The 25853-nt window shown below is 44.0% G+C and carries 24 protein-coding genes and 1 riboswitch; of the genes, 15 read left to right on the top strand and 9 right to left on the bottom strand.

All coding sequences use genetic code 11. The features are described from left to right. Positions 1-106 precede the first annotated feature (106 nt). Positions 107-451: a hypothetical protein gene (locus tag V1499_RS04660; RefSeq protein WP_409274182.1), complete on the bottom strand. Its 345-nt coding sequence runs from the start codon at positions 449-451 to the stop codon at positions 107-109. 217 nt (positions 452-668) lie between these two features. On the opposite strand from V1499_RS04660, the gene V1499_RS04655 reads away from it, so the two are divergent. The 3 genes from V1499_RS04655 (at position 669) to V1499_RS04645 (ending at position 2652) form a co-directional block, all read left to right on the top strand. After that, complete coding sequence (locus tag V1499_RS04655; protein WP_409274180.1) at positions 669-977, top strand: HesB/YadR/YfhF family protein; 309 nt, start codon at positions 669-671, stop codon at positions 975-977. Positions 978-1220: 243 nt separating this feature from the next. Continuing rightward, complete coding sequence (locus V1499_RS04650; protein ID WP_409274178.1) at positions 1221-2168, top strand: AtpZ/AtpI family protein; 948 nt, start codon at positions 1221-1223, stop codon at positions 2166-2168. Positions 2169-2457: 289 nt separating this feature from the next. Continuing rightward, positions 2458-2652 (top strand): hypothetical protein, encoded by a 195-nt coding sequence (locus tag V1499_RS04645; RefSeq protein ID WP_409274177.1) that lies wholly within the window; start codon positions 2458-2460, stop codon positions 2650-2652. 97 nt (positions 2653-2749) lie between these two features. Here V1499_RS04645 and V1499_RS04640 read toward each other — a convergent pair whose 3' ends face one another. The 7 genes from V1499_RS04640 to V1499_RS04610 all read right to left on the bottom strand — a co-directional run bounded on the left by V1499_RS04640 (position 2750) and on the right by V1499_RS04610 (position 10050). Then, complete coding sequence (locus tag V1499_RS04640; protein ID WP_409274176.1) at positions 2750-3781, bottom strand: STAS domain-containing protein; 1032 nt, start codon at positions 3779-3781, stop codon at positions 2750-2752. A 334-nt stretch (positions 3782-4115) separates the two neighbouring features. Beyond that, the gene (locus V1499_RS04635) at positions 4116-4727 is read right to left on the bottom strand and encodes an alpha/beta hydrolase (protein WP_409274175.1); all 612 of its coding nucleotides are present in this window, start codon (positions 4725-4727) and stop codon (positions 4116-4118) included. A 385-nt stretch (positions 4728-5112) separates the two neighbouring features. Then, positions 5113-6042 (bottom strand): cation diffusion facilitator family transporter, encoded by a 930-nt coding sequence (locus tag V1499_RS04630; RefSeq protein ID WP_409274173.1) that lies wholly within the window; start codon positions 6040-6042, stop codon positions 5113-5115. 70 nt (positions 6043-6112) lie between these two features. Beyond that, positions 6113-6736 carry a class I SAM-dependent methyltransferase gene (locus V1499_RS04625; RefSeq protein ID WP_409274171.1) on the bottom strand — a complete coding sequence of 208 codons (624 nt, stop codon included), beginning with the start codon at positions 6734-6736 and terminating at the stop codon, positions 6113-6115. 40 nt (positions 6737-6776) lie between these two features. Continuing rightward, the gene (locus tag V1499_RS04620) at positions 6777-8909 is read right to left on the bottom strand and encodes a heavy metal translocating P-type ATPase (protein WP_409276226.1); all 2133 of its coding nucleotides are present in this window, start codon (positions 8907-8909) and stop codon (positions 6777-6779) included. Further along, positions 8878-9252 carry an ArsR/SmtB family transcription factor gene (locus tag V1499_RS04615; RefSeq protein ID WP_409274169.1) on the bottom strand — a complete coding sequence of 125 codons (375 nt, stop codon included), beginning with the start codon at positions 9250-9252 and terminating at the stop codon, positions 8878-8880. Before V1499_RS04615 ends, V1499_RS04620 begins: the two co-directional genes overlap by 32 nt. 117 nt (positions 9253-9369) lie before the next feature. Beyond that, positions 9370-10050, bottom strand: a complete 681-nt coding sequence (locus V1499_RS04610) for a copper homeostasis protein CutC (RefSeq protein WP_409274168.1) — start codon at positions 10048-10050, stop codon at positions 9370-9372. 155 nt (positions 10051-10205) lie between these two features. Here V1499_RS04610 and V1499_RS04605 point away from each other — a divergent pair, with 155 nt between their 5' ends. The 6 genes from V1499_RS04605 to V1499_RS04580 all read left to right on the top strand — a co-directional run bounded on the left by V1499_RS04605 (position 10206) and on the right by V1499_RS04580 (position 16627). Beyond that, a complete protein-coding gene (locus tag V1499_RS04605) occupies positions 10206-11963 on the top strand; it encodes a SulP family inorganic anion transporter (protein WP_409274166.1) in 1758 nt (585 codons plus the stop codon). Positions 11964-11989: 26 nt separating this feature from the next. Continuing rightward, positions 11990-12337, top strand: a complete 348-nt coding sequence (locus V1499_RS04600) for an ArsR/SmtB family transcription factor (protein ID WP_409274164.1) — start codon at positions 11990-11992, stop codon at positions 12335-12337. Positions 12338-12624: 287 nt separating this feature from the next. Next, entirely contained in the window at positions 12625-13065 is a 441-nt protein-coding gene (locus tag V1499_RS04595; RefSeq protein WP_409274162.1) for a hypothetical protein, read from the top strand. Positions 13066-13572: 507 nt separating this feature from the next. Further along, positions 13573-14643: a CotH kinase family protein gene (locus tag V1499_RS04590; RefSeq protein ID WP_409274160.1), complete on the top strand. Its 1071-nt coding sequence runs from the start codon at positions 13573-13575 to the stop codon at positions 14641-14643. 115 nt (positions 14644-14758) lie between these two features. After that, positions 14759-15814, top strand: a complete 1056-nt coding sequence (locus V1499_RS04585; protein ID WP_409274159.1) for a spore coat protein CotH — start codon at positions 14759-14761, stop codon at positions 15812-15814. Between the two features lie 144 nt (positions 15815-15958). Beyond that, entirely contained in the window at positions 15959-16627 is a 669-nt protein-coding gene (locus tag V1499_RS04580) for a DUF2642 domain-containing protein (protein ID WP_409274158.1), read from the top strand. 118 nt (positions 16628-16745) lie between these two features. Here V1499_RS04580 and V1499_RS04575 read toward each other — a convergent pair whose 3' ends face one another. Continuing rightward, on the bottom strand, positions 16746-18107 hold the full coding sequence (locus tag V1499_RS04575) for an arsenic transporter (RefSeq protein ID WP_409274156.1): 1362 nt from the start codon (positions 18105-18107) through the stop codon (positions 16746-16748). A 522-nt stretch (positions 18108-18629) separates the two neighbouring features. Here V1499_RS04575 and V1499_RS04570 point away from each other — a divergent pair. The 6 genes from V1499_RS04570 to V1499_RS04545 all read left to right on the top strand — a co-directional run bounded on the left by V1499_RS04570 (position 18630) and on the right by V1499_RS04545 (position 25797). Then, positions 18630-19340 carry a class I SAM-dependent methyltransferase gene (locus V1499_RS04570; protein ID WP_409274154.1) on the top strand — a complete coding sequence of 237 codons (711 nt, stop codon included), beginning with the start codon at positions 18630-18632 and terminating at the stop codon, positions 19338-19340. Positions 19341-19492: 152 nt separating this feature from the next. Next, positions 19493-19688, top strand: a riboswitch (cobalamin riboswitch). A 142-nt stretch (positions 19689-19830) separates the two neighbouring features. After that, positions 19831-22119 carry a ribonucleoside-diphosphate reductase subunit alpha gene (locus tag V1499_RS04565; protein ID WP_409274152.1) on the top strand — a complete coding sequence of 763 codons (2289 nt, stop codon included), beginning with the start codon at positions 19831-19833 and terminating at the stop codon, positions 22117-22119. A 20-nt stretch (positions 22120-22139) separates the two neighbouring features. Next, complete coding sequence (locus V1499_RS04560; protein WP_409274150.1) at positions 22140-23186, top strand: ribonucleotide-diphosphate reductase subunit beta; 1047 nt, start codon at positions 22140-22142, stop codon at positions 23184-23186. Continuing rightward, entirely contained in the window at positions 23167-23631 is a 465-nt protein-coding gene (locus V1499_RS04555) for a flavodoxin domain-containing protein (RefSeq protein ID WP_409274148.1), read from the top strand. The genes V1499_RS04560 and V1499_RS04555 overlap by 20 nt, the downstream gene beginning before the upstream one ends. Before the next feature lie 126 nt (positions 23632-23757). After that, the gene (locus V1499_RS04550) at positions 23758-24663 is read left to right on the top strand and encodes a DUF2935 domain-containing protein (protein ID WP_409274146.1); all 906 of its coding nucleotides are present in this window, start codon (positions 23758-23760) and stop codon (positions 24661-24663) included. 264 nt (positions 24664-24927) lie between these two features. Next, on the top strand, positions 24928-25797 hold the full coding sequence (locus V1499_RS04545) for a cation diffusion facilitator family transporter (RefSeq protein ID WP_409274144.1): 870 nt from the start codon (positions 24928-24930) through the stop codon (positions 25795-25797). The last annotated feature ends 56 nt before the right edge of the window (positions 25798-25853 follow it).

Below are 25853 nucleotides of genomic sequence, written 5' to 3'. Positions count from 1 at the left end.
CCCAATATAAGGGAAGTGCCTTTCATTTTTATTTGGCTATTGTTAAAGAAGCCGTTGCGTTGAAGATAGGGACGGAAACTAACCCCTTACCAAGGGAAAGGCTGTACTACCTGTTATTTTTTAAAATGATGAGTTCTTCTTCTGCTTTGGCAAGCTTGACTAGATGTGAATCAAGCCTCCGGTTTATATGCCTGATTTCGTCACGGGCTTGGCCCCCCGAAGTTTCTTTGATTTCCTTTACCACCTTAAGGATTTCATCCGTTTGCCTTTCCTCGATCCGCTGCAGCGATTCCTTAATATCCGACAGGTCAATTTGGTTGACGGCGACACGGTGTTCGATGCTGTCCATCTTTTCAAGCCTTGCAAGGCGTTTTTCGATACTTGCCAACGTGGTGCCGAATGAATCAATCATCTTTTTTATATCATTTAAAGGGTTGGTGTTTTCGTCCATTCTTGGTAAGCTCCTTTTGCTTTTTTTTTATTTTATCACCATATCCACTATAAGGATGTTACAAAAAGGAGAAAATCATGAACGATTCATGAACTGTGGCGTTTTGGCCAAGGCGGTGTGAACTATATCATAGTTGCAAAAGCCATATCCGGAGTAAGATTTAATTAGAAAGACAATGATTCTATTAAAATTACTCCTGTAAAGGCTGGTGGTTATAATGCATCTTACTATCGATGATAAGGCGCTATCCTGGTTTACCGATGAATTTGAAATAACATCACCAATCAGCATCCGGCTTTTCCCGCAATATAACGGATTCGGCATTCAACACAAAGGCTATAGCCTGGCTTTCTCTGCCGAACCAGCGTTGCATCCAAGTTACGCAGCGGAATTGAACGGCCTGACCTTTTACATTGAAGCAAGCGACCAATGGTTTTTCGAGGATACAAAGACAATCCTTTTCTACGATGAGTCACTTAAGGAACTCGCCGTAAGATATGAAGAGGAAACCAATTTAAGCAATTGACCTAATTTTTAAAGCACCCGGAAGGCAAAAAGCCATTCGGGTTTTTATTTTGGAAAAAGCTCCGGCCCACTTCCATTTTCAAAAAGGGATGATGGTTTTGACAAGGATGTTTTAATTTTTTGAATAGTGTTATAATTAAATAGAATAATACATATTTTAGCAAAAAATGATACATGCTAGCAGCAAAGGACGAGGCTATTAGAACCCGTATCGGCCAAAACCATAACAAGGGGGCATGATTTCATGAAAAGGACCTTCTCAAAAAATGTTGGAAGAGTGGCGGAAGATCTTGAGCTGGGCCTGGAAGAAAACATGATAATTGTCCACTATAAAAAAGGGGAATATGAGAAATCCGCACGCCTTTTAAAAACCGAAGCAGAACCTCTGAAGAATAGGCTGGAATCGTTTCTTGCCGAAAACAATGTGTCGGACGAGTTAAAGACGGAAGTTGCCGTTTATCTTGAAGAAGCCGGTAATCAAAAAGGAAAGGAATGGGCCGATTCCGCAAGCTCTCTTTTGAAAGCGCTATCTCTCTATATGGTTTTTGCACTGGTAATCGCTATTTCAGTATTCATTGGCTATATTTCGGGGGATTTTTTAGACGGCTATTTTGGCCTTTATCCAGTCTTCACCCTGCTCGGATTGGGAGTTGGCCTTGCGCTTGGAGGGTTTTCAGCTTATACAATAGCATTGAAGTATTTCTGGCCGTACAGCAAAAAGCGCAGGAAATCACAGGTAACTGGAGCCGAGGCCACTAAGGAATGGCCTGTTATCGACGTGGATATGATGGAGGTAAGGAAGGCTGTCAGGAAATTTTCAGATGAGCTTCCGAAAGGTGTTTACAGGACCATCCTCGTAAACGAGGACAACAGCATTGATTTTAGCCAGCTTGTACACATCCTTGGAGGCATACCTTCAAAAAAGTATTACATGTCAAGGGAAACATATGACTTATTTGAAGAAGCGGAAAAGGACATTCCCGTCGAAATGGATAAAGTTCAAAGAGCGGTCGATCTTTATGTGAAGGAAAAGCGCGAGTACCCAATGCTTCCTTTCGACCCAAGCAGGCGGGTCAATTATTATCAGCTACTCAAGGACCGTTATTTAAAGGAACCGCCTAAAATCGAGTTTTATATAACGGATTGCGATGGGCTGATCTCGCATAAGAAACCAGCCAAAACCCAAGGTTAAAGTTTACTTATGAACCATGCGGTATACCCCCTGTAGGATATCGCCATAAAGAAAAAACATTCCCTTTTATTTCCTGGTAAAAAATACGTTGTATATGGCCCCGTGATGTTTGTTGGACTTTTATAACGGGGATAAATAAAATGAAAACTTCCATGAGGGTGGGAGAAATTGAGCCATTTTCCTTTGCTGGAAAATAGGTTAATCCATAGGGGATTTTAATTGGTCGCAGAAACCTGGGAGTCCAATCTGGTATTTGCCCTGGAAGTATCAGAAAAGGAGGGATTGATTATTGTTTAAGCAGGTAGAACTTTCAGATTATCATCTTTGGATGTGCCAGCAGATTAAAGAAAAGCTCGCTGAACGAAACCATATCTCTCCTCTGGATACATTTGACTATACAGAGCGTGACCTAGTTACCATCGCATTAAGTGAGTTGGTATATCGGCTGAACTTAACAGACTCCTCCACTTTGAGGTTGAAATAAAACGTAGATATTTCATACCACGATTAAGGGCCGGAATCGGCCTTTTTTGCTTACCAAAAAAAGCAACGCCATTAAAATGGCATTGCTTTCAGTCAGCCTATATGATTTTTTTGCCGCTCTGTGACAGGGCATAATAAATGCCGTGTTGCAGTGTTTGATAGCACTGGAATTTGGACAGGTTGATTTGCGACTGGGTAACCGATGCCCCAAGTTCCGCGGAAATGCCAACGAGGATTGTTTCAATGCCAATCAAAGAGGCGGCGGAACCAAGCTTCTGGATAAACTCGAATCCGTATTGCCCCATATCCTTGTCATGGTCAAGGCCCGTCAAATCAAGAATCAGATAGGACGCATTGTATTTTGGCAGGTTGAATAAAGTTTTCACGAGAAGGTCTTCGGAGCGGCTTTCATCGTATTTCCCAATAAGCGGGACGACAACGATGTCTTCGAGGACAGGAATGATCGGGGACGAAATTTGCTTCACCAGTTCCTGAAGGTCCTTCGTTTTCTCCTGCACGAGCAGTTCAAGCTCCCGGATTTTTTCGGACTCCTTTTTCCTAGCAAGCTGATGGATATTGATTGAGACCGTGATTTCCGACGGGAAATACTCGACAACTGTACAGTCGTCGCCAGTCAATTGGTCCTTGACGACCCTGTACCAAATATTCGTCCCCAATAACCCTGTAAAAATCCCAGCATAATGGGCTGGAAAATATTTTCCACTAACGTTTTTCCCTTGTTCCTTGTTGACTTTATATTCCCAGCTATCCTTAATTTCAATTGAAAGTGTTTTTTCATCCAGATTAAGATGCTTAATTTCTACTTTACCCCAGCCTGCGGAAGCATATGTATAGGGAATTCTCTTCGAAGCTTCCTCAGGTGAAACTCCATTTTTTACAAAATACTCACTAACGATGAGCCCCTGCCGATATCCGGTCGTCTCAAGCACAAGAGCACCGGCTTCCTCACCGGAAACTTCTTCAATCGTATCAAAAAATGTTCTCATCGCAGAAGTAATCCAAAAAAGGACAGCTTCTTCTCCTTCAAATAAGAATTGGCCATTCCCAAGATTCCATTCGAAGTCAAGGCCGCCAACATTGATTTCCTGTTTGGCAGTAAGCTTTTCCATAACTTTAGATTGCTCCCTTCTTTATCCACTCTTAACAGGCATTAAGCCCCCACCCCGGGATTCAGCTGCATCATAGAAGTTAGGTAGGGAATCAATACTGCCCGTAATGGTTCGATTGGTTGACCAAACAAACATAAGTGGGGGATGAATAGCCCCCTATGGAAGGTCCCATTATTAAGTGTTTATCCTTGTTCTTTCCTTATAATCTGTAAATACTGTACCTCTTTCTTTATCCCTTGTCTAACTAAACGCTTATTGTTCCCGCTTTCAAAGTTAGTGGAAACAGCCGCCGAAAACCTGAGCGGCTGTCTTTTTTATTGCACTGTTTCGGAATTTAATCATGGAATGTCGCTTTGTACCATTCGGCTGCCCGTTCCACCTCACTGTAGGTCAACTGGTGGCCGTATTGTTCCCAGTGAAAATGGACTTCAGCCCCGGCACCACCCAAAAGTGCCCCCAAATCCTCCGATTCCGTTGGCGGGCAGATTGGATCATTCGTACCAGCCCCTATGAAAATATTTAAGCCATGGAGGTCAGGCAGGTCAATCCCCCTCCTCGGGACCATTGGATGATGGAGAATTGCACCCTTTAATACTTTGCCGAAATGAAACAACAGGCTACCGGCAATATTCGCGCCGTTTGAGTAGCCGACCGCAACAATATTCCCCCTGTCGAAGCCGTACTTCTGTGCGGCCTCATCTAGAAAATCATGTAGCTCTCTCGTCCTGAAAACGAGATCCTCTTCGTCAAAAACCCCTTCCGCCAGCCTCCTGAAAAAGCGCGGCATTCCATGCTCCAGGACATTGCCGCGAACACTTAAGACAGGAGCTTCCGGGTCAATTATGTCCGCCAGCGGGATAAGGTCCTGTTCATTCCCGCCAGTCCCGTGAAGCAAAAGCAAAACCGGCTTCGACTCATCTTTTCCTGGCTTAAATATATGTTTCATCGTCGTTTTCCCTCCACTTAACAGATTAACTCTTTTCACTTAAGGCAATGGTAGTCTGCAGCCGACTGGATGTCAATGAGGTGAAACTGAAGGCAGTTTCCTTCTATATATGTGTCCGAGGTGTGACAGTTTTCGATAAGTGGGCTGAAACTTTCGATATATCACAAATTTTTTCGATATCCGGGCAAAAATTTTCGATAAACCCGAAAAATTTCTGATATCCCTTTCAAATTAATAACCGCTTAAAAATACGAGCACTCCAAAAAGGAAAATGACCGCACATTTCCCCAATGCATTGGCCGTGAGGGACCCGAAAATTGTCCCTCATAAAAAAACGCCGTGTTTTACAAAAAAACACAGCGTTTTCGCTCAGAAAACTGTTTTTTTAATTACAGACCCCGTGGCTGCTTGGACAACCCTCGGCTTCCCTTTCCACCTGAATGGTACTGTGGTCGATGCCAAACTGGTCATGAAGAAGGGTTTGGGCCTCGTGAAGCACAGTATCGTGAACCCCCTCGCTGGAAATCGAGATATGGCAGCTCAGCATCGGCATCCCGCTCGTCACTGACCAAATATGGAGGTCATGGACATCTTTTACACCTGGAATATTCAATAAAGCAGCGCGGAGTTTACTAGTATCAATATGGCCGGGTGCTCCCTCCATCAGGATATGGAAGGAATCCTTCGTCACCCTCCAGCCGGAAATGATAATCAATACCGCGACGGCCACACTCGCAATCGGGTCTGCCACGCCCCAATCGAAGAAGTAAATCAATAGAGCGGCAACGATGGCCCCAGCCGAGCCAAGCATGTCGCCGAGGACATGCAGGAACGCGCTCCTTACATTCAGGTTCTCATCCTTATCGCCCCTCATCAGGATAAAGGCGGCCACGATATTTACAAGGAGACCGATGACCGAAATTGTGAGCATCCCAAGGCTCTGTACTTCGGGCGGATTCCTGAACCTTTGAAAAGCCTCAATAAAAATATAAATTGAAATTGCGATCAGTGTAAGGCCGTTCAAGGCAGCCGCGATAATTTCAAACCGCTTGTAGCCAAATGTTTTCCCTGGCGTGGATTTCCGCTCCCCCAGCTTAATCGCAAAATAGCTTAGCCCCAAGGCGGCCGCGTCGCTAAGCATATGCCCGGCATCCGACAGCAGCGCCAAGCTGTTCGTGATCAGGCCCCCCGCCACTTCTACGAACATAAACGAAGCAATTAGCACAAATGCCCAAAGCAGCGCCTGTTTGTTTCCTGTATGGTGATGATGGCCATGGCCATGATCATGTGAATGGGAATGATGATGATGCCCCATGTAAAAATCCTCCCAAATTACGTTCCCGGGCCGGACAGAAATTGAGCCGTTCCCGAAGTAGTTATATTTTTCAGTAGTCTGCCCTTTCCAGGACAATCTTCCGGTACATCCCGTTTAACAGAATACCCCTGTCTTCCTTTATCCTTACCCTGCATTCGGAACTGCTAATGACTTTTTCAAAAGAAACTCCGATATCCGTACCGAGAAGGCGGATGAGAGGCCTCATTAGTTTTTTCAACAGGCTTAAATCCTTCCCTGGAGGAGTGAATTTGTCAAATACCACAATGCCGCCACCCTTTTTCACAACCCTGGCCATCTCTTTAAACGCTTTTTCTCCGTCAGGGACGACCGAGAGAATCAGGCTCCCGATGACCCATTCAAACGACTCATCCGGAAAAGATAATTCCTGAGCATCCATGACAAGAAACTCCACCTTTTCCCCGTTCGTCTTCTCTCTTGCCTTTTCAAGCATTTCAATTGAAAAATCGATTGCAGTTACGTTGAGTTCGGACAGGGAAATCTGCATAAGGTCCGCCCCTGTCCCAACTCCGACAAATAAGACTTGATCGCCTTTCGAAAAAGGGAGGGATGAAAATAGTTCCTTCCGGGCTTTTAAAAACGGCCCTTTATTAAAAAACACATCATAAACCGGCGACCAAAGTTTATAAATGATTCTGTTCCAGCTACTATTCATCCTAATCCCCCCAAAAGAAACCGCAAAGTGTCCCCAGTATTCACTTTACCTTTAATAATCTGAGCCCGTTGAGCGTGACGAGCAGGGTCGCTCCCATATCGGCAAAAATCGCGATCCACAATGTCAGCCACCCGGGGATGACCAAAAGGAGCGCCACAAGCTTCAGCGCGAGCGAGAAAGTGATGTTTTGCTTAATTATCGCCAGGGCTTTCCTGCTTAACTTTATTGCGAATGGCAGCTTCCTGAGATCGTCACCCATCAGGGCAATATCCGCGGTTTCAAGGGCTGTATCCGTTCCCGCCCCACCCATTGCGATTCCGACCGATGCGGCGGCAAGTGCCGGGGCATCATTTATTCCATCCCCGACCATGGCCACTTTCCCGTATTCCTTCCTAAGTTCCTTAATAATTGTCAGTTTATCTTCAGGCAGAAGCTCTGGCCGGATATCGGTTACTCCGGTTTGTGCCCCGATTGCGCGGGCCGTTCCCACATTGTCCCCAGTCAGCATAACCGTCCTTTTAACGCCCATGCCATGAAGCATGTCAATGACTTCACGGCTGCTTTCGCGTACTTCATCCGCAACGCCTATAATGGCAAGAATCTCTTTTTCGGTAAAAAGGGCCATAACCGTCTTTCCTTCATGTTGAAGCGATTCGATTAGTGCCTGAAGCTGGCGATCCGCTTTTTCCCGGCACTCTTCCGCCATAAAAGCCGGGCTTCCTGCGAAATAGGCTGTTCCATTGATCCTGCCTTTTATCCCCTTCCCTGTTACGGAAGATGAATGTTCTACCAATATATCCTTAAAGGATACGGAAAGATCTTCAGCCTTTTTTAAAATTGCTGAGCCGAGAGGGTGCTGGGACCCGTATTCCAGTGCCGCCAAAACGGAAAGTGTCTCCCTTTCATTTTTACCCTTTAAGGGAATGAAGTTGGTTACAGCCGGGGCACCTTTTGTCAGCGTGCCGGTTTTATCAAAGGCAATCGCATTGAGCGTTCCTGTTTCCTCTAAGTGGATGCCGCCTTTAATGAGAACCCCATTCCGGGCTGCATTTCCAATTGCCGTCACTATGGAAACTGGGGTTGAAATAACCAATGCGCATGGACAGCCAACAACCAATACCGAAAGCCCCTGGTAAATCCATTCATTCCAGCCTGCTCCGAATAGAAGTGGCGGTACAACCGCGACAAGCGCTGCGATTGCCATAATGACAGGTGTATAATACTTGGCGAATCGGTCAACGAATGCTTGTGCGGGGGCTTTTTCCGCCTGGGCTTCTTCGACCAGGTGGATAATTTTTGCGATTGCCGTGTCCGCGACTAGCTTTGTCACCTTTACTTCAAGGATTCCTTCTTCATTTAAAGTACCCGCGTACACTTCATCGTGTTCCTTCTTTTCAACCGGAACGGATTCTCCGGTGATGGCAGCCTGGTTAACTGTCGAGTGCCCTTTCGTGACAATGCCATCCATCGCCAATTTCTGCCCTGGCTTCACAATCATGATGTCGCCGATTTCGATCTCATCTGCCGGAATCACCATTGTATCGCCATTCCGGCGAATCAAGGCTTCTTTAGGTGCGATATCCATGAGCGACCGAATTGAGGCCCTCGCTTTATCCATTGAAAATTTTTCGAGTTCTTCGCTTATCGCGAATAGAATGACGACAACCGCTCCCTCGCTCCACTCTCCTATAATTGCCGCACCGATGATTGCGATTGTCATCAGGGTCCTCATGTCGAATTCAAGCCTGAACAAATTTTTTAGGCCGGTTTTAAATAGTGGATACCCTCCAATCAAAATCGCGGCAAGGAACGGCAAAACCGCGGCAGGGGCATCCTCCCCGTTCAGCCAGTGCGACACGTATCCAATCAGGACAAAAGCCAATGATAGGATCACTCTGGCGTATTTTTTGAAAAAAGGCTCTTCCGCCGTTTGGGAAGGTTCCGCTTTCTCCGGTAAAATTTTTAGCCGGTCGAATGCGCCTGCTTCTTCAATTTCCTCAATTGTAGCCTTCCCGTAAACGGTTATTTTTGAAGCGCCAAAATTGATAGCAGCGTGAGAAACACCATCCAGGTGTTTGACGTTCTTTTCGAACTTCGCAGCGCAACTCACTCAGGAAAGTCCTTCGATTCGAAAAATCTGTTTAGCTTCGGCCACGTCCCGCCACCTCCTCATGATGTTCAAAGGCAATCTCGATGAGCTGTTTCACATGATCGTCATCCAGCGAATAATAGACAAGCTTGCCTTCCTTCCTAAATTTTGCAATGCCCAGGTTGCGAAGGGTCCGTAAATGATGGGAGGCCGTTGCAACAGACGATCCGGCAATAGTCGCGACATCGCAAACGCAAAGCTCCTCCTCAATTGCTAGGGCGTAAGCAATTTTTACACGCGTATCATCAGCCAGGGCTTTGAAGATTTTCGCCACTCCTTCGGTGCTTTGGCGCTGAAGTTTTTGTTTCACTTTATCCACTTTTTCTTTATCGACTGTTGTTACTTCACATATATCGTGCTGGGTCATATTCTACACCTCATTCAAACATTCATTTGAGTATATGATATTCAAATGGGCGTTTGATTGTCAAACTTTTTATAATTTTTCTAAAAAGAAAAGAAGCCGGTTCACCTGGCTCCTTTGTCATCCTTTTAAAAGCTTTACCACTTCAATTGCTCTTTTCAGGTCGATTCCTTCTACAGGGCTATTGTTTTTCCTTACCGCAGTCCCGAAATGATAATGGCCTGTATTTACCTCAGAATGGACATGGTTAATATTTTCCTTGGTCAGACCGCCGCCTGCCAGGATGGCAATATGCCCAGCTGCCTCTTTCATTTCAAGCATTGTAGCCAAACGGCTGTCAAGATCGCCAGTCCCACCTGAAGTCAAAATGCTTGTTATTTCCTTGTAATCAGACAAGATATTGGCTGAATGTATGGGGTTTGATGTTCCTTCAATCGCGCGGTGAAAAGTTACCTCCATGCCAGTGCATTCCAGAAGAAGACTTTCCAGGGCCGCCGTGTCGATTTCATTTTGCTCGTTCAGTACCCCAAGCACTACACCATTTGCTCCCAATGACCTAATGGCTTTAATATCATTTTTCATGATTTCGAGGTCATACCCGGAATAGACAAACGACTGGCTGTGCGGCCTGACCATGACATTTACAGGTATTCCAACACGCCTGGCCACCGCTTCAATCAGGCCGTAGCTTGGCGTCAATCCGCCTTCTGTCAAGGCAGATACAAGCTCAATCCTATCGGCCCCGGACTCCTCGATCAAAATCGCATCATCCACAGTTGTCGCTATATACTCAATCAGCATTATTATCCCCCCTAGCTGCAGGATACCACTTCCAGTATAAAAAAATAAATTTTTTATAAACAAAACCATTGACTTGCCTGCTAAATGGCGTAAAATTACTTATTGTATATTCAAATAATCAAATATATAAATATATTAATTAAGGAAGTGTAAGTGTGCTGCAGAAGTTAGTATTTGACGGAAGATTTAAGAATTACTCCCTTCACTCCTTGCAAAAAGACATTATCTCAGGCATTGTTGTTGGGATTATCGCGATTCCGCTTGGAATGGCGTTTGCGATAGCCTCGGGAGTGAAGCCTGAATACGGAATTTACACAACCATCATCGCGGGAATACTAATTTCTTTGCTGGGCGGCTCAAAGTATCAGATTGGTGGCCCTACCGGAGCATTTATACCAATCCTTTTCGGGATTGTCATGGCCTACGGATTCGAAAATCTCCTGATTGCAGGATTTCTTGCTGGAATCATTCTCTTTTTAATGGGTGTCTTCCGGATGGGCGCATTGATAAAATTCATTCCCCGTCCCGTGACAATAGGGTTCACGGCTGGAATCGCCGTCATTATTTTTTTCGGACAAATTCCGAATTTCCTCGGGCTTTCGGGAATTGAACGGCACGAATACTTTTTCGATAATACTAGAGAAATCATTGTCCATATTCAAACCTTGAACGTGTATAGCATCGCTACCGCGGCGCTTTGCCTTGTGACCGTTCTATTCACTCCAAAACTTTTTCCAAAGGTGCCTGGCCCCCTAATTGGGCTGGTCGTTTCAACGCTGGTGGCCACCTATCTTTATCCAGGCCACGTGGCGACTATCGGTTCCACCTATGGAGAAATACCTGCCAGGCTGCCGGATTTCCAATTTCCCGAAATCACATTGGAAAAAATTCGCCTTCTAATAAAACCGGCATTCATTATCGCGATACTTGGCGCGATTGAATCATTATTATCCGCGGTTGTGGCGGATGGAATGAGCGGCGGCAGGCATAATAGTAACCGGGAATTGATGGGCCAAGGCGCGGCCAACATGATCGCACCATTATTCGGCGGGATTCCCGCAACGGGGGCGATTGCAAGGACCGCCACCAATATCAAGAATGGAGCGGTATCCCCAATGTCGGGAATCATCCATGGCATCGTTGTCCTTGTTATCCTTGTCCTGTTCGCGCCTCATGCTTCGAAAATACCATTGGCAAGCATGGCGCCTATTTTGATGGTGGTCGCCTGGAACATGAGTGAGAAAACCGTTTTTTATAATGTCCTTAAAACAAAAACACTTGATTCCCTGATTCTGGTTGTCACTTTCCTTCTTACCGTATTTGTCAATCTAACAGTCGCTGTTGAAGCCGGGCTTCTGCTCGCTGTAATTATTTTCACAAAACGGATGAGCGAGTCCCTTGTTATGGCAAAGGTTCTGCCCAATGACAACCAGAAGCTGCGGGCCTTGCTTCCGCAGGCCACAGCAGACTCACACGACTGTCCGCAAATCAGCATGTACACGGTTGAAGGCCCTCTTTTCTTCGGGGCGGCGCAAACATTTGAACAAACTATATTAAATACAATAAACTATAAGCCGAAGGTACTTATTTTAAGGCTTGGCAAAGTCCCATTTATGGATACGACCGGAGAATCGCATTTTTCGAGCATCGTTAAAGACTTCTCTGCCCACGGGCAGGTTTTGATCACCGGGATTCAACCCGGCCCGCTCGAACTGCTGAAGAAGACGGGGCTGTATGATTTCATTGGCCGAGAGCACTTTTTCAGCCATACAGGAGAGGCAATTAATTTTGCGCTTAATCATGTAAATAAAAACGAATGTCTCGGTTGCAAACATTTCGCTTTCAGGGAATGCGCCACATTATCAGCCATTAAACAGAAGGCGGACGAACAAAAACAGGCCCTTATACAATAGCGTGGGGTAAAAAGGGAGGAAACGTATTGGATTTGGAAATGCAAAAATTTAAAGCTGACTTTTTTAAAGCTTTGGCTCATCCTCTAAGGATTAGAATTCTTGAACTGCTCGGGGATGGAGACAAAAGTGTAAATGAAATACAAAGCCTGGCGGGAAGCGAAGGCTCTGCTGTTTCCCAGCAGTTAATGATCTTAAGGACGAAAAATATTGTTACGGGGACAAAGGATGGAAACCGCGTCATTTATTCGCTGCGGGATCCACTGATCATTGAATTGCTTGCTGTCGCGCGCCAAATCTTTAATAATCATCTTGTCGATACGATTACGATGCTGGACAGATTCAGTGAGGACGGAGATAAGACAGAAGACCTTTAAAATTATCAATAGACGAGAACCAAGATGGGCCGATACAAAAAACCTCCCTTTTCAGGAGGTTTTTTCCATTTGAGAATAGAGAGAAATCTATCATTCAGATGTTTTAGGAGATTGGGAGTGGTTATTTATTCAGGTCATTCTCTATACATTCCTATAAATCTATTTTTTTAATCGTAACTCTACCATGTTGCCATTATGCCAGTAGCGTTCTTCACGGGTAAATTTTTCGCGGCCCGTTCCTCCTACACGCCCGGTTGTGCAATGGCGGCGACTTCCATGGCTGCGGCATGACTTCCGGCTACGACCTGTTCCTCCAACTCGCCCGGTTGTGCAATGGCGGCGTCTTCCATGGCTGCGGCACGACTTCCGGCTACGACCTGTTCCTCCAACTCGCCCGGTTGTGCAATGGCGGCGTCTTCCATGGCTGCGGCACGACTTCCGGCTGCGGCCTGTTCCTCCAACTCGCCCAGTTGTGCAATGCTGGCCTGTTCCACGGCGGCCGGTTCCGCGACTACGGGACCTTCTACGGCGGCCGGTTCCGCGACTACGGGACCTTCTACGACGGCCTGTTCCACGACTGCGGGACCTTCTACGACGGCCTGTTCCGCGACTGCGGGACCTTCTACGACGGCCTGTTCCGCGACTGCGGGACCTTCTACGACGGCCTGTTCCGCGACTGCGGGACCTTCTACGACGGCCTGTTCCGCGGCGACCTGTTCCGCGACTAAGAGACTTTCTACGACGGCCTGTTCCGCGGCGACCTGTTCCGCGACTGAGAGACTTTCTACGACGGCCTGTTCCGCGGCGGCCAGACTTATGGTGACGGCCTGATCCGTGAGAACGGCACGACTTATGATGACGGCCCGATCCGTGAGAGCGGCCCGACTTATGGTGACGGCCTGTCCCGTGAGAACGGCCAGACTTATGGTGACGGCCTGGCCGTGACCTTTTATTAGCTACGGGTTCCTGATGTAAAAAACCCTCCATGCCGTGGGATGTAATATCCTTTACAGCCTGCTGGATATCTCTTCCTGCTAACTTTTGCATAACTAACCCTCCAATCAATTATCAGTAGAAGAAGTGTATTTCCTCCTTCATCCTGTATTACAATGTACGTTTTAGAAATTGGCATGTATAGACAAACATAACTGTTTTTATAAAAATATACTTTTGTCTAAAGAACTTCTTTTTGATTGAGGACATACGATTTAGGGAATGCAAAAGGAGGGCTAGCGATGAATTTACCTAAATTTGAAATTTTTATTAATCCTATCGATCTGAGGGAACTAAAGTCAGATATCTGGAACGATGAACCCGTTCCTGCGTCATTAAGAATCAATAAAAAAAGAGTTGAAATTGACCTCTCCTATAGAGGCTCCCATATTAGGGAATTTATTAAAAAGTCGTATCACATCACACTTTTTAACTTTAAAGGAATCAATGAGCTTCATATAAACGCTGAATATAAGGATCCTTCATTAATTCGCAATAAACTTTCCCTCGATTTTTTTTCAAGCATTGGCTGCCTGTCCCCTTCGTCCAAGCATGTCCTTCTTTCCATCAATGGAAAAACTGAGGGAGTGTATCTTCAACTGGAATCAGTCGACCATAACTTTTTAAAAAAACGAAACCTTCCACAAGGCCCAATTTTCTATGCAATTAATGATGATGCCAATTTTTCATTAATTAGCCCTATCGATAATGACACAAAAACTGACCTTTATGCGGGGTATGAAAGAAAAACAGGATTGAAAAGCGATACGCTTGTCCTTTCTGAATTTATCTACCTTTTAAATACATCTGGAAAACAGGAGTTTGAAACGATTATTCCTAAACACTTGAATATTGAACAATACTTTAAATGGTTGGCAGGTGTAGTATGCACACAAAATTTTGATGGATTTGTCCACAATTATGCGCTTTATCGCAATGAAAGGACGGGCCTTTTTGAAATACTCCCTTGGGATTATGATGCCACATGGGGACGGGATATTAATGGTGAGGAGATGAGATATGACTATCTTCGTATTGAAGGCTTTAATACTTTGACGGCAAGGCTGTTGGACATCGATAAATTCAGAAAGGAATATGCTACTATAATGCGGAAGATATTAGATGAAAATTTTACGAAAGAATCAATCGAACCCCAAATCCTAACCCTTCACTCCTCCATCCGGCCCTTTTTGCACCAAGATCCCTATGTGCGTGACCGGATTGACATTTTTGACAAAGAGCCTGATTTCATCCTCCAGTTTCTAAAGGACAGGCAAAACTACCTAAAAGCTCATTTACATGACATTGAATAGGCAGAGGCAAAGTTTTATTAAATAGGCCAATTCTTCATGCATGACAAGACTAGGTTACGTATATATGGAGTATATCTATCCCCTATGGATAAATGACAAGGAGGAAATGAATTAAATGGAAAGAAAAAAAAGTAAACAATCTTCGGCTTCATCTCCCCTGGATTCGTACCATTCCTTTCTTACATCTCTAGTTGGTCAGGAGGTGCAAGTATATAAAGGCGGTCCTGAAAGTAAAAAGGGAAGATTAATGGATGTTCAATCAGACTATATATGCCTCCACGCTCAGGATGAGGATGAGAATAAAGATAAGGACAAAGATAAGGATAAGGACAAGGACAAGGACAAGGACAAGGATAAGGACAAGGACAAGAATAAAAATAAGAACAAGTCCTCCATTGTTTATTACCGTACCGAACACCTCCAAAGCATCAGCGAAAATACCAAGTCCAATTCCATGCCCCGTTTTCACGAGGAAGACTCTGATACCTGTGAGTTTCATAGTGCTGGGAGCTTCAACGCATTAATGCAACATTTTATCAGAAAGCAAGCGCAAATTAACCTTGGAGGCCCGGAATCTAAGAGTGGCATGGTTCTGGCAGTTTCAGGGTCCTATATCGCCTTATTGACTGAAGATGACGGGGTTGTCTATTACAATATCCACCACATTAAGAGCATCAGTGAATGGAACAACAAACAAAATGAGGAAAATGACGAGCAAGAAGTCCTCATACCGGAATTTATTGAAGCAGATGATTTCCATGATTTATTCGGAAAGATGAGCCATAAATGGGTGTCGATAAACAGGGGTGGCCCTCAAGCGATTGAAGGAGTACTTGTCCAGGGAATGGGAGGCCATTATACGATTGTCAATAATGACGAGGTTTTAAGAATCAATCCCTTTCATATTAAAAACATAAGTTGCGGAGCAAAAGGCTCCTATAAAAACACAAAACAGTCTCAACAAAAATCGTCCAATGAAGAAAATGAAGAATCCGAATCATCCGATGAAACCATGTCAAACCAAAGCGGACAAAAGAACCATAAAAGTTCAGGCAGAAAAGCTTCTCGGAAAACTTCCGGAAGAACTTCAAGCAGTTCTTCAAGCAGTTCCAAGGATCATCGTTTCGAAAAAGTAATTAAAACAATTGATTATATGTGGAAGCCCAGATAAAACCTGTCCATAAAGCCCAGGCATTCTCCTATTCAAGCAGAATGCCTGGGGCAACTTTTTAAAATGCCTAATGGACCCATGCTGCAGTGCATTATTTAGAGAGCCTGCCAACTGCCCTCTCTTTGCTGAAAAGGGGTATCAAAAGTGAAAAATGTTTTAGCCTTAAAAGGGCAAAAAATAGAAATTGAGATTTCTGGAAAGACATTATTTCAAGGGATTCTTATCGATATAGGCCAGGATATTATCGTTCTTTTTAATGGAAAGGATTATTTATACATTCCTTTTTCACATATTCATAATTTGCGGCCTGATGATCAGATTGAACTTGAATTTGAGGGTGAACCTCCTGAAATGCCTATCTTTGAAGAAACAAAATCAGTTTCTTATCGTAAGACCCTTACCAATGCCAAAGGCAAATTCGTTGAGATTTTTGTAACGGGGAACAAATCCATTCATGGATATATCCTTAGCGTGCTAAATGATTATTTTGTCTTCTACTCTCCTATTTACAAAACGATGCTAATCTCGTTAAATCATTTAAAATGGCTTACACCTTATCAAACCAATTCCACTCCTTATACACTGCCAAACGAGGAACTGCCCGTAAAGCCAGTCAGCATCCCATTGCAGCGCTCATTTGAGGAGCAGCTAAAAAAACTTGAAGGAAAATTGGTTGTATTCGATCTGGGAGACCATCCTAAAAAAATCGGACTGCTTAAACTGATACATGATAATATAGCAGAATTAAATGTTGCAAGCGGAGAAACTATTTACTGGAAAGTACCTCATATAAAAATGATCCACTGGCCATAATGTTTATGAAATGCACCTTAAACCTGTCCTACGTGTGGAGGGCAGGCTTTAAGGCGTTCAAGGAACACCAACAATGCAAAGACCATTTAGCCGTGGTGATGTTCCCATTCGCCTTTCTTTAGAGTGACTTTCCATTAAATATAAGCTCAATCCACAAATATAAAATCACCAGGGTGAACAGAACGGTTGCAGGGATCACTTTGACCGTTACACGAATATATTCAGCCCAGCTAATCGCAACCTTTCCTTTTTTCAGAATATGCATCCACATTAATGTTGCCAGCGTTCCGATTGGAAGGAATAACGATCCTATATCACTTCCTATGATATTTGCTAGATAAACAGTCTTTACGGTGATTGGATCCAACCCCATATTTGTAAGCGCCAATGTACCAATCATCAAGGCTGGGTGATTATTGAAAATGTTTGAAATAATTGAAAGGGTACCACCCATTACTAAACTAGCATGGAATAGGCTTTCATTAACCAATCCTTGGAGATGGACGATAAGGATATCCGTCAGCCCAATATTATGGAGGCCATAAATCAAGATATACATTGTGTATGCAAAGACTAGAATATGCCATGGCGTCTTTGCGGCCATATCCGTTGGGGGCACCTTAAGGTAAATCCACCTCCACCCCAAAAGAAGTACCGAGCCAAGGACTGCGATTATTTCCATTGGAATACCAACATAGGAAGCGACAAAGAGGCCCAATCTTATCAAAAAGACAAACATCAAAATTCCAATCATGATTTTCTTTTGCTTTTTATGTTCCGGGTCTAAATGATTATCCTGAAGCGGATGATAGTTGTGTTCTTTAAAATCACTTGTCAGCGTAATATGCGCTATTTTACTGGGAATATCATTTCTGAATACGAGATAAAGCAGCGCGGATAAAAATAGTAACCCAAGTATTCCCGGAGTAAACATGAGGAGCGTATGGAGATAAAGATCCATCCCTATTATTTTTAAGGCAATAAGGTTGACGATATTGCTTACTCCTATGGGTGCACTTGAAGCGGTTGCAATTAAGGCTCCGCTTAAAAGGTAGGGGATTTTCTGGCGCCTTTTCAGTTTAAGCTTTTTTAATAGAAGAATTAAAATTGGAGTGGTGATAAGAATACTTCCATCATTATTGAAGAAAACGGTCATCAGGAAGCAAAATAGATTCGTCAGCCAAAACAATCTCCGGCCATTTCCCCGCGCAAGATTTGAAAGGACCGCAATCGACCATTTAAAGAAACCGACACTCTCTAGTACAAGCACCATGACAATTGTTGATATGATGGTAATGGCGGCACCACTCACCTTTGAGCTAATATCGATTAAGTTTGCCAGAGTGATGTTTCCCCAAATGACTACTGCCAGTGCCCCGATGGTTGAAGGAATTGCTTCATTTAATCCTTTAGGCCTCCAGAAAATAAATAGCATTGTCAAAATAAATGAACTAACCGTTACGAACACTTCAGTGCCCATTATCTATGCAATCCTCTCTTTTTTAGAGGTTAATCCTTTTTTTCGTTTAAAGCTTTCCCCTCCTTGTTTAGTTCTTTTACCAGGATGTACTGTATGTATACGTAGCGGCAGAAAGCCTTGTACTAAACGATTGAACTATTTCTCGTAAAATCAACTCCTATCATCCAAGTACATTTACCTAGTAAAGATAGTTGCCCCTCCTACTGTCCACAAACAGCTCCAGAACCGTTTGTCATATTTGTAATATTTGTAATAAATTCGTGAAAATTATTAAATTGACTACCTCATACAACCTAGCTTCCAGCATTCCTGAGCCCTCCTTTTTATTCAAAGGATAATTACATAAGAATGATCTTAAACTTTTAAATTAGAGCCAGCACATACAATAAAAGCTTTAATTTATACTCCCCATCCGCTTAGGTAGATTAGAATTTTTAATGCTTCCTTAATATGTCTGTAATGGTTATTAATGGTGAAAACAGTAAAATAGAAGAGTATACGATTCAGAAAGTGGTGATGTTGATGGTAACAATGATTACGAGCAACGATGAACTTCTATTCATGCTTGATGAGCTGTTAAGAGAGGAATCCAAGTTCAATTGGGACGAGTTTTATGTTAATCGAGATCGGAACGTCCCCTTTTTCAGGAACCTTCCTGATGAAAATCTTGTAGGCTATTTTAAAAAAGGGCTTTTAACTCCCGGGACTGCACTTGAACTTGGCTGCGGTCCTGGACGTAACGCTTTTTTCCTGGCCCAAATGGGGTGCCAAGTAGATGCGATTGATTCGTCTCGTGAAGCTTTGGATTGGGGAATGGAAAGGGCCAGGCACCATAAAATCGATGTCAATTTCATCCTTGGCAATATTTTTGAATTTAACTTAATAAATGGGAGCTTTGATTTCGTTTATGATTCCGGGTGTTTTCATCACATTCCCCCGCATCGGAGGATGGGATACCTTGAGCTGGTTGCAAATGCATTGAAGCCGGGAGGTCACTTTGGCCTTACCTGCTTTGTCGAAGGCGGGGAACTTGGCGGTTCTTCCCTTTCAGACCTCGAGGTATACAAGCTCCGTACGCTGCAGGGAGGCCTCGGATTTACAGAAAAAAAAATAAGGTATGTTTTTCGTGACTTTGAGGCTGTTGAATTGAGGAAAATGAAACAAGCGAATGAGCATGAAGGGGTTTTTGGCGTAAATGGGCTTTGGACTGCTCTTTTCAAAAAAAGGACATAATTCATCAAGGGGGCAAAAAGCCAGTTCGGGCACTGGATTAAAATGTTTTATAAAAAATGAAAATGTTTTTGCTTGCCAACAAGAAGTGATTCAGATACCATAGAGAACATACTCAATATATTGACAAAAACAAAATCAGTATAACTATATATAGTATTGCCTTGAGATTGGATGCCGTTAGGCTTAATAGGGAATCCGGTGAGAATCCGGAGCTGCCCCCGCAACTGTAAATGCAGACGAAATGGACAAACCACTTTACAACGTACTTTAACAAGGTGCCTGTAAGGGAAGGGTCCGGAGTAGAATGACGCATGAGTCAGGAGACCTGTCCTCTCTTAAGCTGTTTCACTTCCTCGGGGATTGGGAAGATGAAACGATGGCAATCAGAAGGCAGGTTATTGCTCTAGTATCTCTTCCCTCCTTTTGATGTGATCGTTTCATCCGCTCAGTCCATGAGCGGATTTTTTAATTTTATTTTGGAGGGATGATTATGGGAAAACAACTACAGGTTAGGTATTCAAGCATCTTGCAGGCTCTTGAAGAAACGGCTAAAGAGTATGGTTTGGACTGTTCGCAGATAAAAGACAAGTTGATTGAATTGGAGGCTTCAGAAGTAGAAGCTGGACAGCAGGCTTTGTATTACTCATTGAACAATATCGCCATCGACCAGCCCGACTGGACATTCGTGGCGGCCCGGATTTACCTGGAGCAATTGTACCTGGAAGCTGCTGAAACCCGTGGCTATGCCAGCCAGTTGAAATACGGCTGCTTTTACAGCCTGATAACGAAACTCACCGAAATGAACATTTATTCGACATCACTTTTAAACGCTTATTCAAAAGAAGAGATTGATGAGTTATCACGGGAAATAGAGCCGGCAAGAGACAAGCTTTTCACCTACATAGGATTGTTTTTGTTTGCGGATCGTTATCTGGCCAGAGACTATGCGCGCAATCTATTTGAGCTCCCGCAAGAACGGTTTATGGTCATTGCCATGACGCTGATGATGCAAGAAGACAAAGCGAAAAGGCTCGGACTTGTCAAAGAGGCCTATTGGGCGATGAGCAATTTATATATGACTGTTGCTACCCCTACCCTCTCCAATGCAGGGAAAAGCTACGGCCAACTTTCATCCTGTTTTATCGATACGGTTGAGGACTCGCTTGATGGCATCTATTTGAACAATTGGGATATCGCCCGCCTAAGCAAGGATGGCGGCGGAATCGGCATTTATTTTGGAAAGGTACGTGCCCTTGGTTCCGATATTAAAGGCTTCAAAGGAATGTCTTCCGGTGTAGTGCCGTGGATAAGGCTAATCAACGATACGGCGGTCAGCGTTGACCAGCTTGGGCAAAGGCAGGGCGCGATTGCGATCTACCTTGATATTTTCCATAAGGACATCATGAATGGATTTCTCGATTTAAAAACAAACAACGGCGATGAAAGACGGAAGGCCCACGATATCTTTACCGGCGTCGCCATCCCGGACCTTTTCATGGAAAAACTGCTGGAGACTGATGAAAACGGGAGGAGCACTGGCGAATGGCATACCTTCTGCCCTCACCAAGTGAAACAGATTATGGGCTGGCGCGACGGGGAAGGGCGTCCGCTTGGCCTTGAGGACTTTTACGATGAAAAAGACAGGAGACTATTCACGGAGAAATACTACGAAGCGGTTAATAATCCGCTTTTGCCGCGGAAAACATACCGGGCGATGGATATTATGGCAAGGATTATGGTCGCGCAACTTGAGACTGGCACCCCCTATATGTTTTACAGGGATGAAGTGAACAGGCAAAACCCGAATAAGCACCTTTCCGCGGAAGGCAGGACTTCTATTTATTGCAGCAACTTATGCACGGAAATCGCTCAAAACATGTCCCCTACCACGATTGTAAAGGAATACACGACCGAAGATGGAGACATCGTGATTGTCCGCAGGCCCGGTGATTTTGTCGTCTGCAACCTCTCATCCATCAATCTATCAAAAGCAGTGCCGGCAGATGTGCTTGATAGGCTGATTTCAATTCAAGTGAGAATGCTTGATAATGTGATAGACCTAAATACGATCCCCATAGGACAGGCGCAGCAGACGAACAAAAAATTCAGGGCTGTCGGCCTGGGTACATTCGGCTGGCACCACCTTCTCGCCCTGAGGGGAATCCACTGGGAGAGCGATGACGCGGTTGGATACGCAGATAAGCTTTATGAAGGTATTGCCTACCATACGATTCGCGCTTCCATGAAGCTTGCAAAGGAAAAAGGCCCTTACAGCAAATTCCCGGGATCTGAATGGGAAACAGGAAAATACTTCGAAAGGCGGGGCTACTCATCTTGCCGCTGGGCTAAGCTTAAAGAAGATGTCCGGAAAAACGGGATCAGGAATGGCTGGCTGATGGCCGTTGCTCCAAACTCATCGACCGCCAAAATCGGTGGATCGACGGATGGAATCGACCCTCTCTATTCCGTTGAATACGCGGAGGAAAAAAAGAATTTCAAATTTAAGGTAACAGCTCCCGACCTCAACCATATCACCTATAATTTTTATCGGCGCGCTCGGCATGAACTCGACCAAACGTGGAGCATCCGCCAAAATGCAAAACGGCAGCGCCATATTGACCAGTCGATCAGCTTCAATCTCTATGTAAGGCACGACATTAAAGCTAAAGATCTGTTGAACCTTCATTTGGAAGCATGGAAACAAGGCCTAAAGACCACCTATTATGTACGAAGCACGTCCCAGGTGGAAATCCAGGAATGTGAATCATGCCACAGTTAAAAAAGAAAGGAGAAGAGATTATGGAAACATATGCACCATTAAAAAAAAGCAATCTATTAAACCATGATGAGCCGAACCGCTCTACTGGAATCATTAACGGCCAGTCATCGGGACTGCTCAATTGGAATGATATTGCCTATCCGGAAATGTATGACTTATACCAAACACTGCTATCTAACTTTTGGAAAGCACAGGAAATCAACATGCAGGACGACATCAAGCAATGGGATTCTTTAAGCGCCGTTGAAAAAGATATTTTCCTTCGGGTGAACACGCAGCTTGCCTCCCTTGACAGCCTGCAAACCCCGACAATGAGCCAAGTGATGGATTACGTAACGGATTCCAGCTTTAAAGCGATTTTTGCAGTCATTTCCCAGCAAGAAGCGGTCCATAACGAATCGTATTCATATGTGTTAAGCTCTTTAGTCCCTCTAAGTGAGCAGAATAAAAGGTTCAATGAAGCAAAGGCGGATCCGATTGTACAAAAAAGGAACAAGCTGATTTTGGATGCCTATGAACAATTTCGACAAACCCCTACGCCTCAGCATCTATTTGAGCTTGGGGTCAATTCAATTATTTTGGAGGGGATCTATTTTTACGCAGGATTTGCGTTTTTCTATAATCTCGCACGCCAGCAAAAAATGTTGAAGACGAGCACGATGATCAGCTATATCCAACGGGATGAAATGCAGCATGCCTATTTTATTTCCCAATTCATCCGGATCCTCCTCACCGAAAATCCAAGCCTAAATACAGAAAAGAATATCCGGTATATTTACGAGGCAATCGGTAAAGCGGTGGATTTGGAAAATGAGTGGGCGGCCGAAATCCTGAAAGAGATTGACGGGATTAACTTGGCAGAATTCAAAGGTTATGTCGAGTATTTGGCCAATAAACGGCTACGGCAGCTCGGGTTAAAAAACCTTTATGAGGACCGGGATAACCCGATGCCATGGATCCATGTTTTCAGTGATGAAATGATCAATGAGACGAAGTCGGATTTTTTCGAACAAAAATCACGGACGTATACGAAGGTTACCCAATCAAATGGCTTTGACGAATTATGAAGCGGAGATTGCAATTGTTTACACCTCAGTAACCGGAAATACGAGAGTTTTAGTGGAAGAAATTAAATCCGTTTTTCAACAATACGGCATATCCCCATCTCTATTTCAAGCAAGCCTTTTTCCATACGAAATACTGAAGGACTTTGATGCAATCGTAATCGCTACCTACACATGGGGAAATGGAGAAGTCCCACCGAGTATGCGTCAGATTTATGAAGCCTTTGAACAATCGGATACAAAACACGTTATTACAGGGATTGCCGGGACCGGAGATAGTTTTTACCCATATTTTTGCGGGGCGGTGGATGCTTTCAGGGATATGCTATTCGTTCAAACAACACTAGCCGCGACATTGAAGGTTGAATTGGCCCCCCAGGACACAGACCTCCCCCGTTGCCGCCTGTTTGTGGAGAGCATTCTGAAACGGGTAAGACAAGAGAAATAACAATACGAAAAGCACGGTATCTCCCACGCTTTTCGTATAACTAAATTAAAGCCCCAAATGGAGATTAACATATTCCCCCCTTCATTCCAATATGATTAATAGTAAATTGGGAGCAGGGGGGAAAACATGCAAAACCAACCGCAATTACCAGGACATGTGAGCGGCGGCCAGTTCAGCCAAATGCTGGTGCCGCCAGAAACATTTGCTGCCAGGCCAGAATCACTGACCGAGCAAATGTTTGTTGAACGCTCGATAACGGAAAACAGGTTTTGGCTCAGGATTATGAAAGAACACGCTTTGTTCCTTGGAGAAGGATTTAACCGCAACGATGCCCAGCTCATACAACAGGCAGACCGGTTCCATGCGTATTTTGAGCAGCAGGAACGAAAGGCTTATCAAGTACCGCATAACGTATCACTTGTAAGGAAATTGAATGAGGAAAGCATCGAATTGGTCAATGGTTTCCGGAATTTTAAAAGAAATCTTCTCATCCTGATCATCAATTGCAAAGTGAGTGGTTTTAACTTTCCTCTGCTCGTTGACCATATCGCACGTGAAGCTGAATATTTTATGAGGACACTGAAAAAGTTCAATGATGGAATACTGGACCCTATCCAGGACGCTATTATCAGCGAGAATGTCTTTTGGCTAAAAATAATGATGGAACATTCACGCTTTATCTCTGCATTGCTTGATCAATCCGAAAGGAACCTCGTCAATGCCGCTCGGAAATTCGGGGATGATTTTGAGGTTTTACTTAACCAAGCTAGGGATGTAGAGTCAATGTTATATAGAAAACAGCCCACTTATCCAATCATTGGAAAATTGAATAAAGACAGCGAAAGTGCGACAACAGAATTAAGGGCGTTCAAGAAAGCGGGATTGGACTTTATCCAGGCTTGTCAAATACGCAATGTCATTAACCCATTATTGGCAGACCACGTTCTCCGCGAAGCTGACCACTTCCTCTTTATGATTCATATATTGGAGCAAAGGCTGAATGCCAAAAAAATGGCCGAACAGCAAATGTAAAAAAATATTTAAAAGCCAACAATTGCAGTTGGCTTTTTTCATTTGGAAATGCCAATGAATTCTAGTTCCATAATCCTTTCGAGCCGATCCGCTGCCATATTAGGCTTTGATCGCCTCTTCAGGAATTATTCTGCACTTTTTCTTCTAGTTAACTTTCTTTACCATGCCTTATTTAGTTAAAAACACACAAAAGTCTTGCCCTAGACCCACACGGTTACTGAATGTTATGGTAATGGAGGAGTTTTTCAAGAGGCGGTGGGTTCGGTGGAAGAGCAAAAGTACAAAGATTTAAAACTTGGGGAACGCGGGGCTATCATAAGCATAGTGGCCTATCTCATACTCTCCTGTTTGAAGCTGATCATTGGGTATATGAGCGGGTCTGCCGCCCTAAAAGCGGACGGGCTAAATAATACAACAGATATTATAGCCTCAGTCGCTGTACTGATAGGACTGAAAATTTCACAAAAACCGGCAGATGAAAATCACAAATATGGGCATTGGAAAAGCGAAACCATTGCTTCAATGGTAGCTTCGTTCATTATGGCTGCTGTGGGAATTCAAGTACTAATAGATGGATTCACTTCCATGTTTCATAACGGGAAAGAGTCCCCAGATATTGTCGCCGCTTATGTCGCACTTGTTTCCGCACTCGCTATGTATTTTGTATATCGGTATAATAATAAACTTGCGATAAAAATTAATAGCAGTTCCGTTTCGGCAGCTGCGAAGGATAATCTATCGGATGCCTGGGTCAGTATTGGTACGGCCATCGGTATATTCGGCTCGCAGCTGAACATGCCTTGGCTAGATACAGTAACAGCCATAGTTGTAGGGTTTTTAATTTGCAAAACAGCTTGGGATATTTTTAAACAAGCCTCACATGAACTATCGGATGGTTTTGATGAAAAAAAGCTTGAGCTCTACAAAGAAATTATTTTAAACGTTAAAGATGTGAAAGGTATAAAGGAAATCAAAGGACGTTATTACGGCAATAACGAGGTCATTGATTGCGTTATTCTTGTAAATCCATCACTTGGAATCAAGGAAGCCCATGATATCGCGACCCTCGTTGAGAAAATCATGATGGAAGAGCATGGCGTATACGATGTCCATGTACATGTGGAACCACTTTAGGACAAGCCCCTTTTATATTCAAAAATTCGTCCCTAAGTTTCATTCATTTTCAATGA

Origin of the sequence: Neobacillus oceani (genome assembly GCF_046237595.1) — a bacterium.
In the GTDB taxonomy this organism is placed as follows: domain Bacteria; phylum Bacillota; class Bacilli; order Bacillales; family Cytobacillaceae; genus Bacillus_D; species Bacillus_D oceani.
Note: the sequence above shows the minus strand (reverse complement) of the source record. Positions and strands in the feature narration are given on the sequence as shown.

Coding starts and splice junctions, on each gene's coding strand:
- V1499_RS04635 (WP_409274175.1), bottom strand. CDS start 4,727: ATGAAACATATATTTAAGCCAGGAAAAGATGAGTCGAAGCCGGTTTTG.
- V1499_RS04650 (WP_409274178.1), top strand. CDS start 1,221: ATGAAAAGGACCTTCTCAAAAAATGTTGGAAGAGTGGCGGAAGATCTT.
- V1499_RS04610 (WP_409274168.1), bottom strand. CDS start 10,050: ATGCTGATTGAGTATATAGCGACAACTGTGGATGATGCGATTTTGATC.
- V1499_RS04560 (WP_409274150.1), top strand. CDS start 22,140: ATGGAAACATATGCACCATTAAAAAAAAGCAATCTATTAAACCATGAT.
- V1499_RS04625 (WP_409274171.1), bottom strand. CDS start 6,736: ATGAATAGTAGCTGGAACAGAATCATTTATAAACTTTGGTCGCCGGTT.
- V1499_RS04555 (WP_409274148.1), top strand. CDS start 23,167: ATGGCTTTGACGAATTATGAAGCGGAGATTGCAATTGTTTACACCTCA.
- V1499_RS04655 (WP_409274180.1), top strand. CDS start 669: ATGCATCTTACTATCGATGATAAGGCGCTATCCTGGTTTACCGATGAA.
- V1499_RS04550 (WP_409274146.1), top strand. CDS start 23,758: ATGCAAAACCAACCGCAATTACCAGGACATGTGAGCGGCGGCCAGTTC.
- V1499_RS04565 (WP_409274152.1), top strand. CDS start 19,831: ATGGGAAAACAACTACAGGTTAGGTATTCAAGCATCTTGCAGGCTCTT.
- V1499_RS04660 (WP_409274182.1), bottom strand. CDS start 451: ATGGACGAAAACACCAACCCTTTAAATGATATAAAAAAGATGATTGAT.
- V1499_RS04590 (WP_409274160.1), top strand. CDS start 13,573: ATGAATTTACCTAAATTTGAAATTTTTATTAATCCTATCGATCTGAGG.
- V1499_RS04640 (WP_409274176.1), bottom strand. CDS start 3,781: ATGGAAAAGCTTACTGCCAAACAGGAAATCAATGTTGGCGGCCTTGAC.
- V1499_RS04575 (WP_409274156.1), bottom strand. CDS start 18,107: ATGGGCACTGAAGTGTTCGTAACGGTTAGTTCATTTATTTTGACAATG.
- V1499_RS04630 (WP_409274173.1), bottom strand. CDS start 6,042: ATGGGGCATCATCATCATTCCCATTCACATGATCATGGCCATGGCCAT.
- V1499_RS04585 (WP_409274159.1), top strand. CDS start 14,759: ATGGAAAGAAAAAAAAGTAAACAATCTTCGGCTTCATCTCCCCTGGAT.
- V1499_RS04615 (WP_409274169.1), bottom strand. CDS start 9,252: ATGACCCAGCACGATATATGTGAAGTAACAACAGTCGATAAAGAAAAA.
- V1499_RS04570 (WP_409274154.1), top strand. CDS start 18,630: ATGGTAACAATGATTACGAGCAACGATGAACTTCTATTCATGCTTGAT.
- V1499_RS04595 (WP_409274162.1), top strand. CDS start 12,625: ATGACTTCCGGCTACGACCTGTTCCTCCAACTCGCCCGGTTGTGCAAT.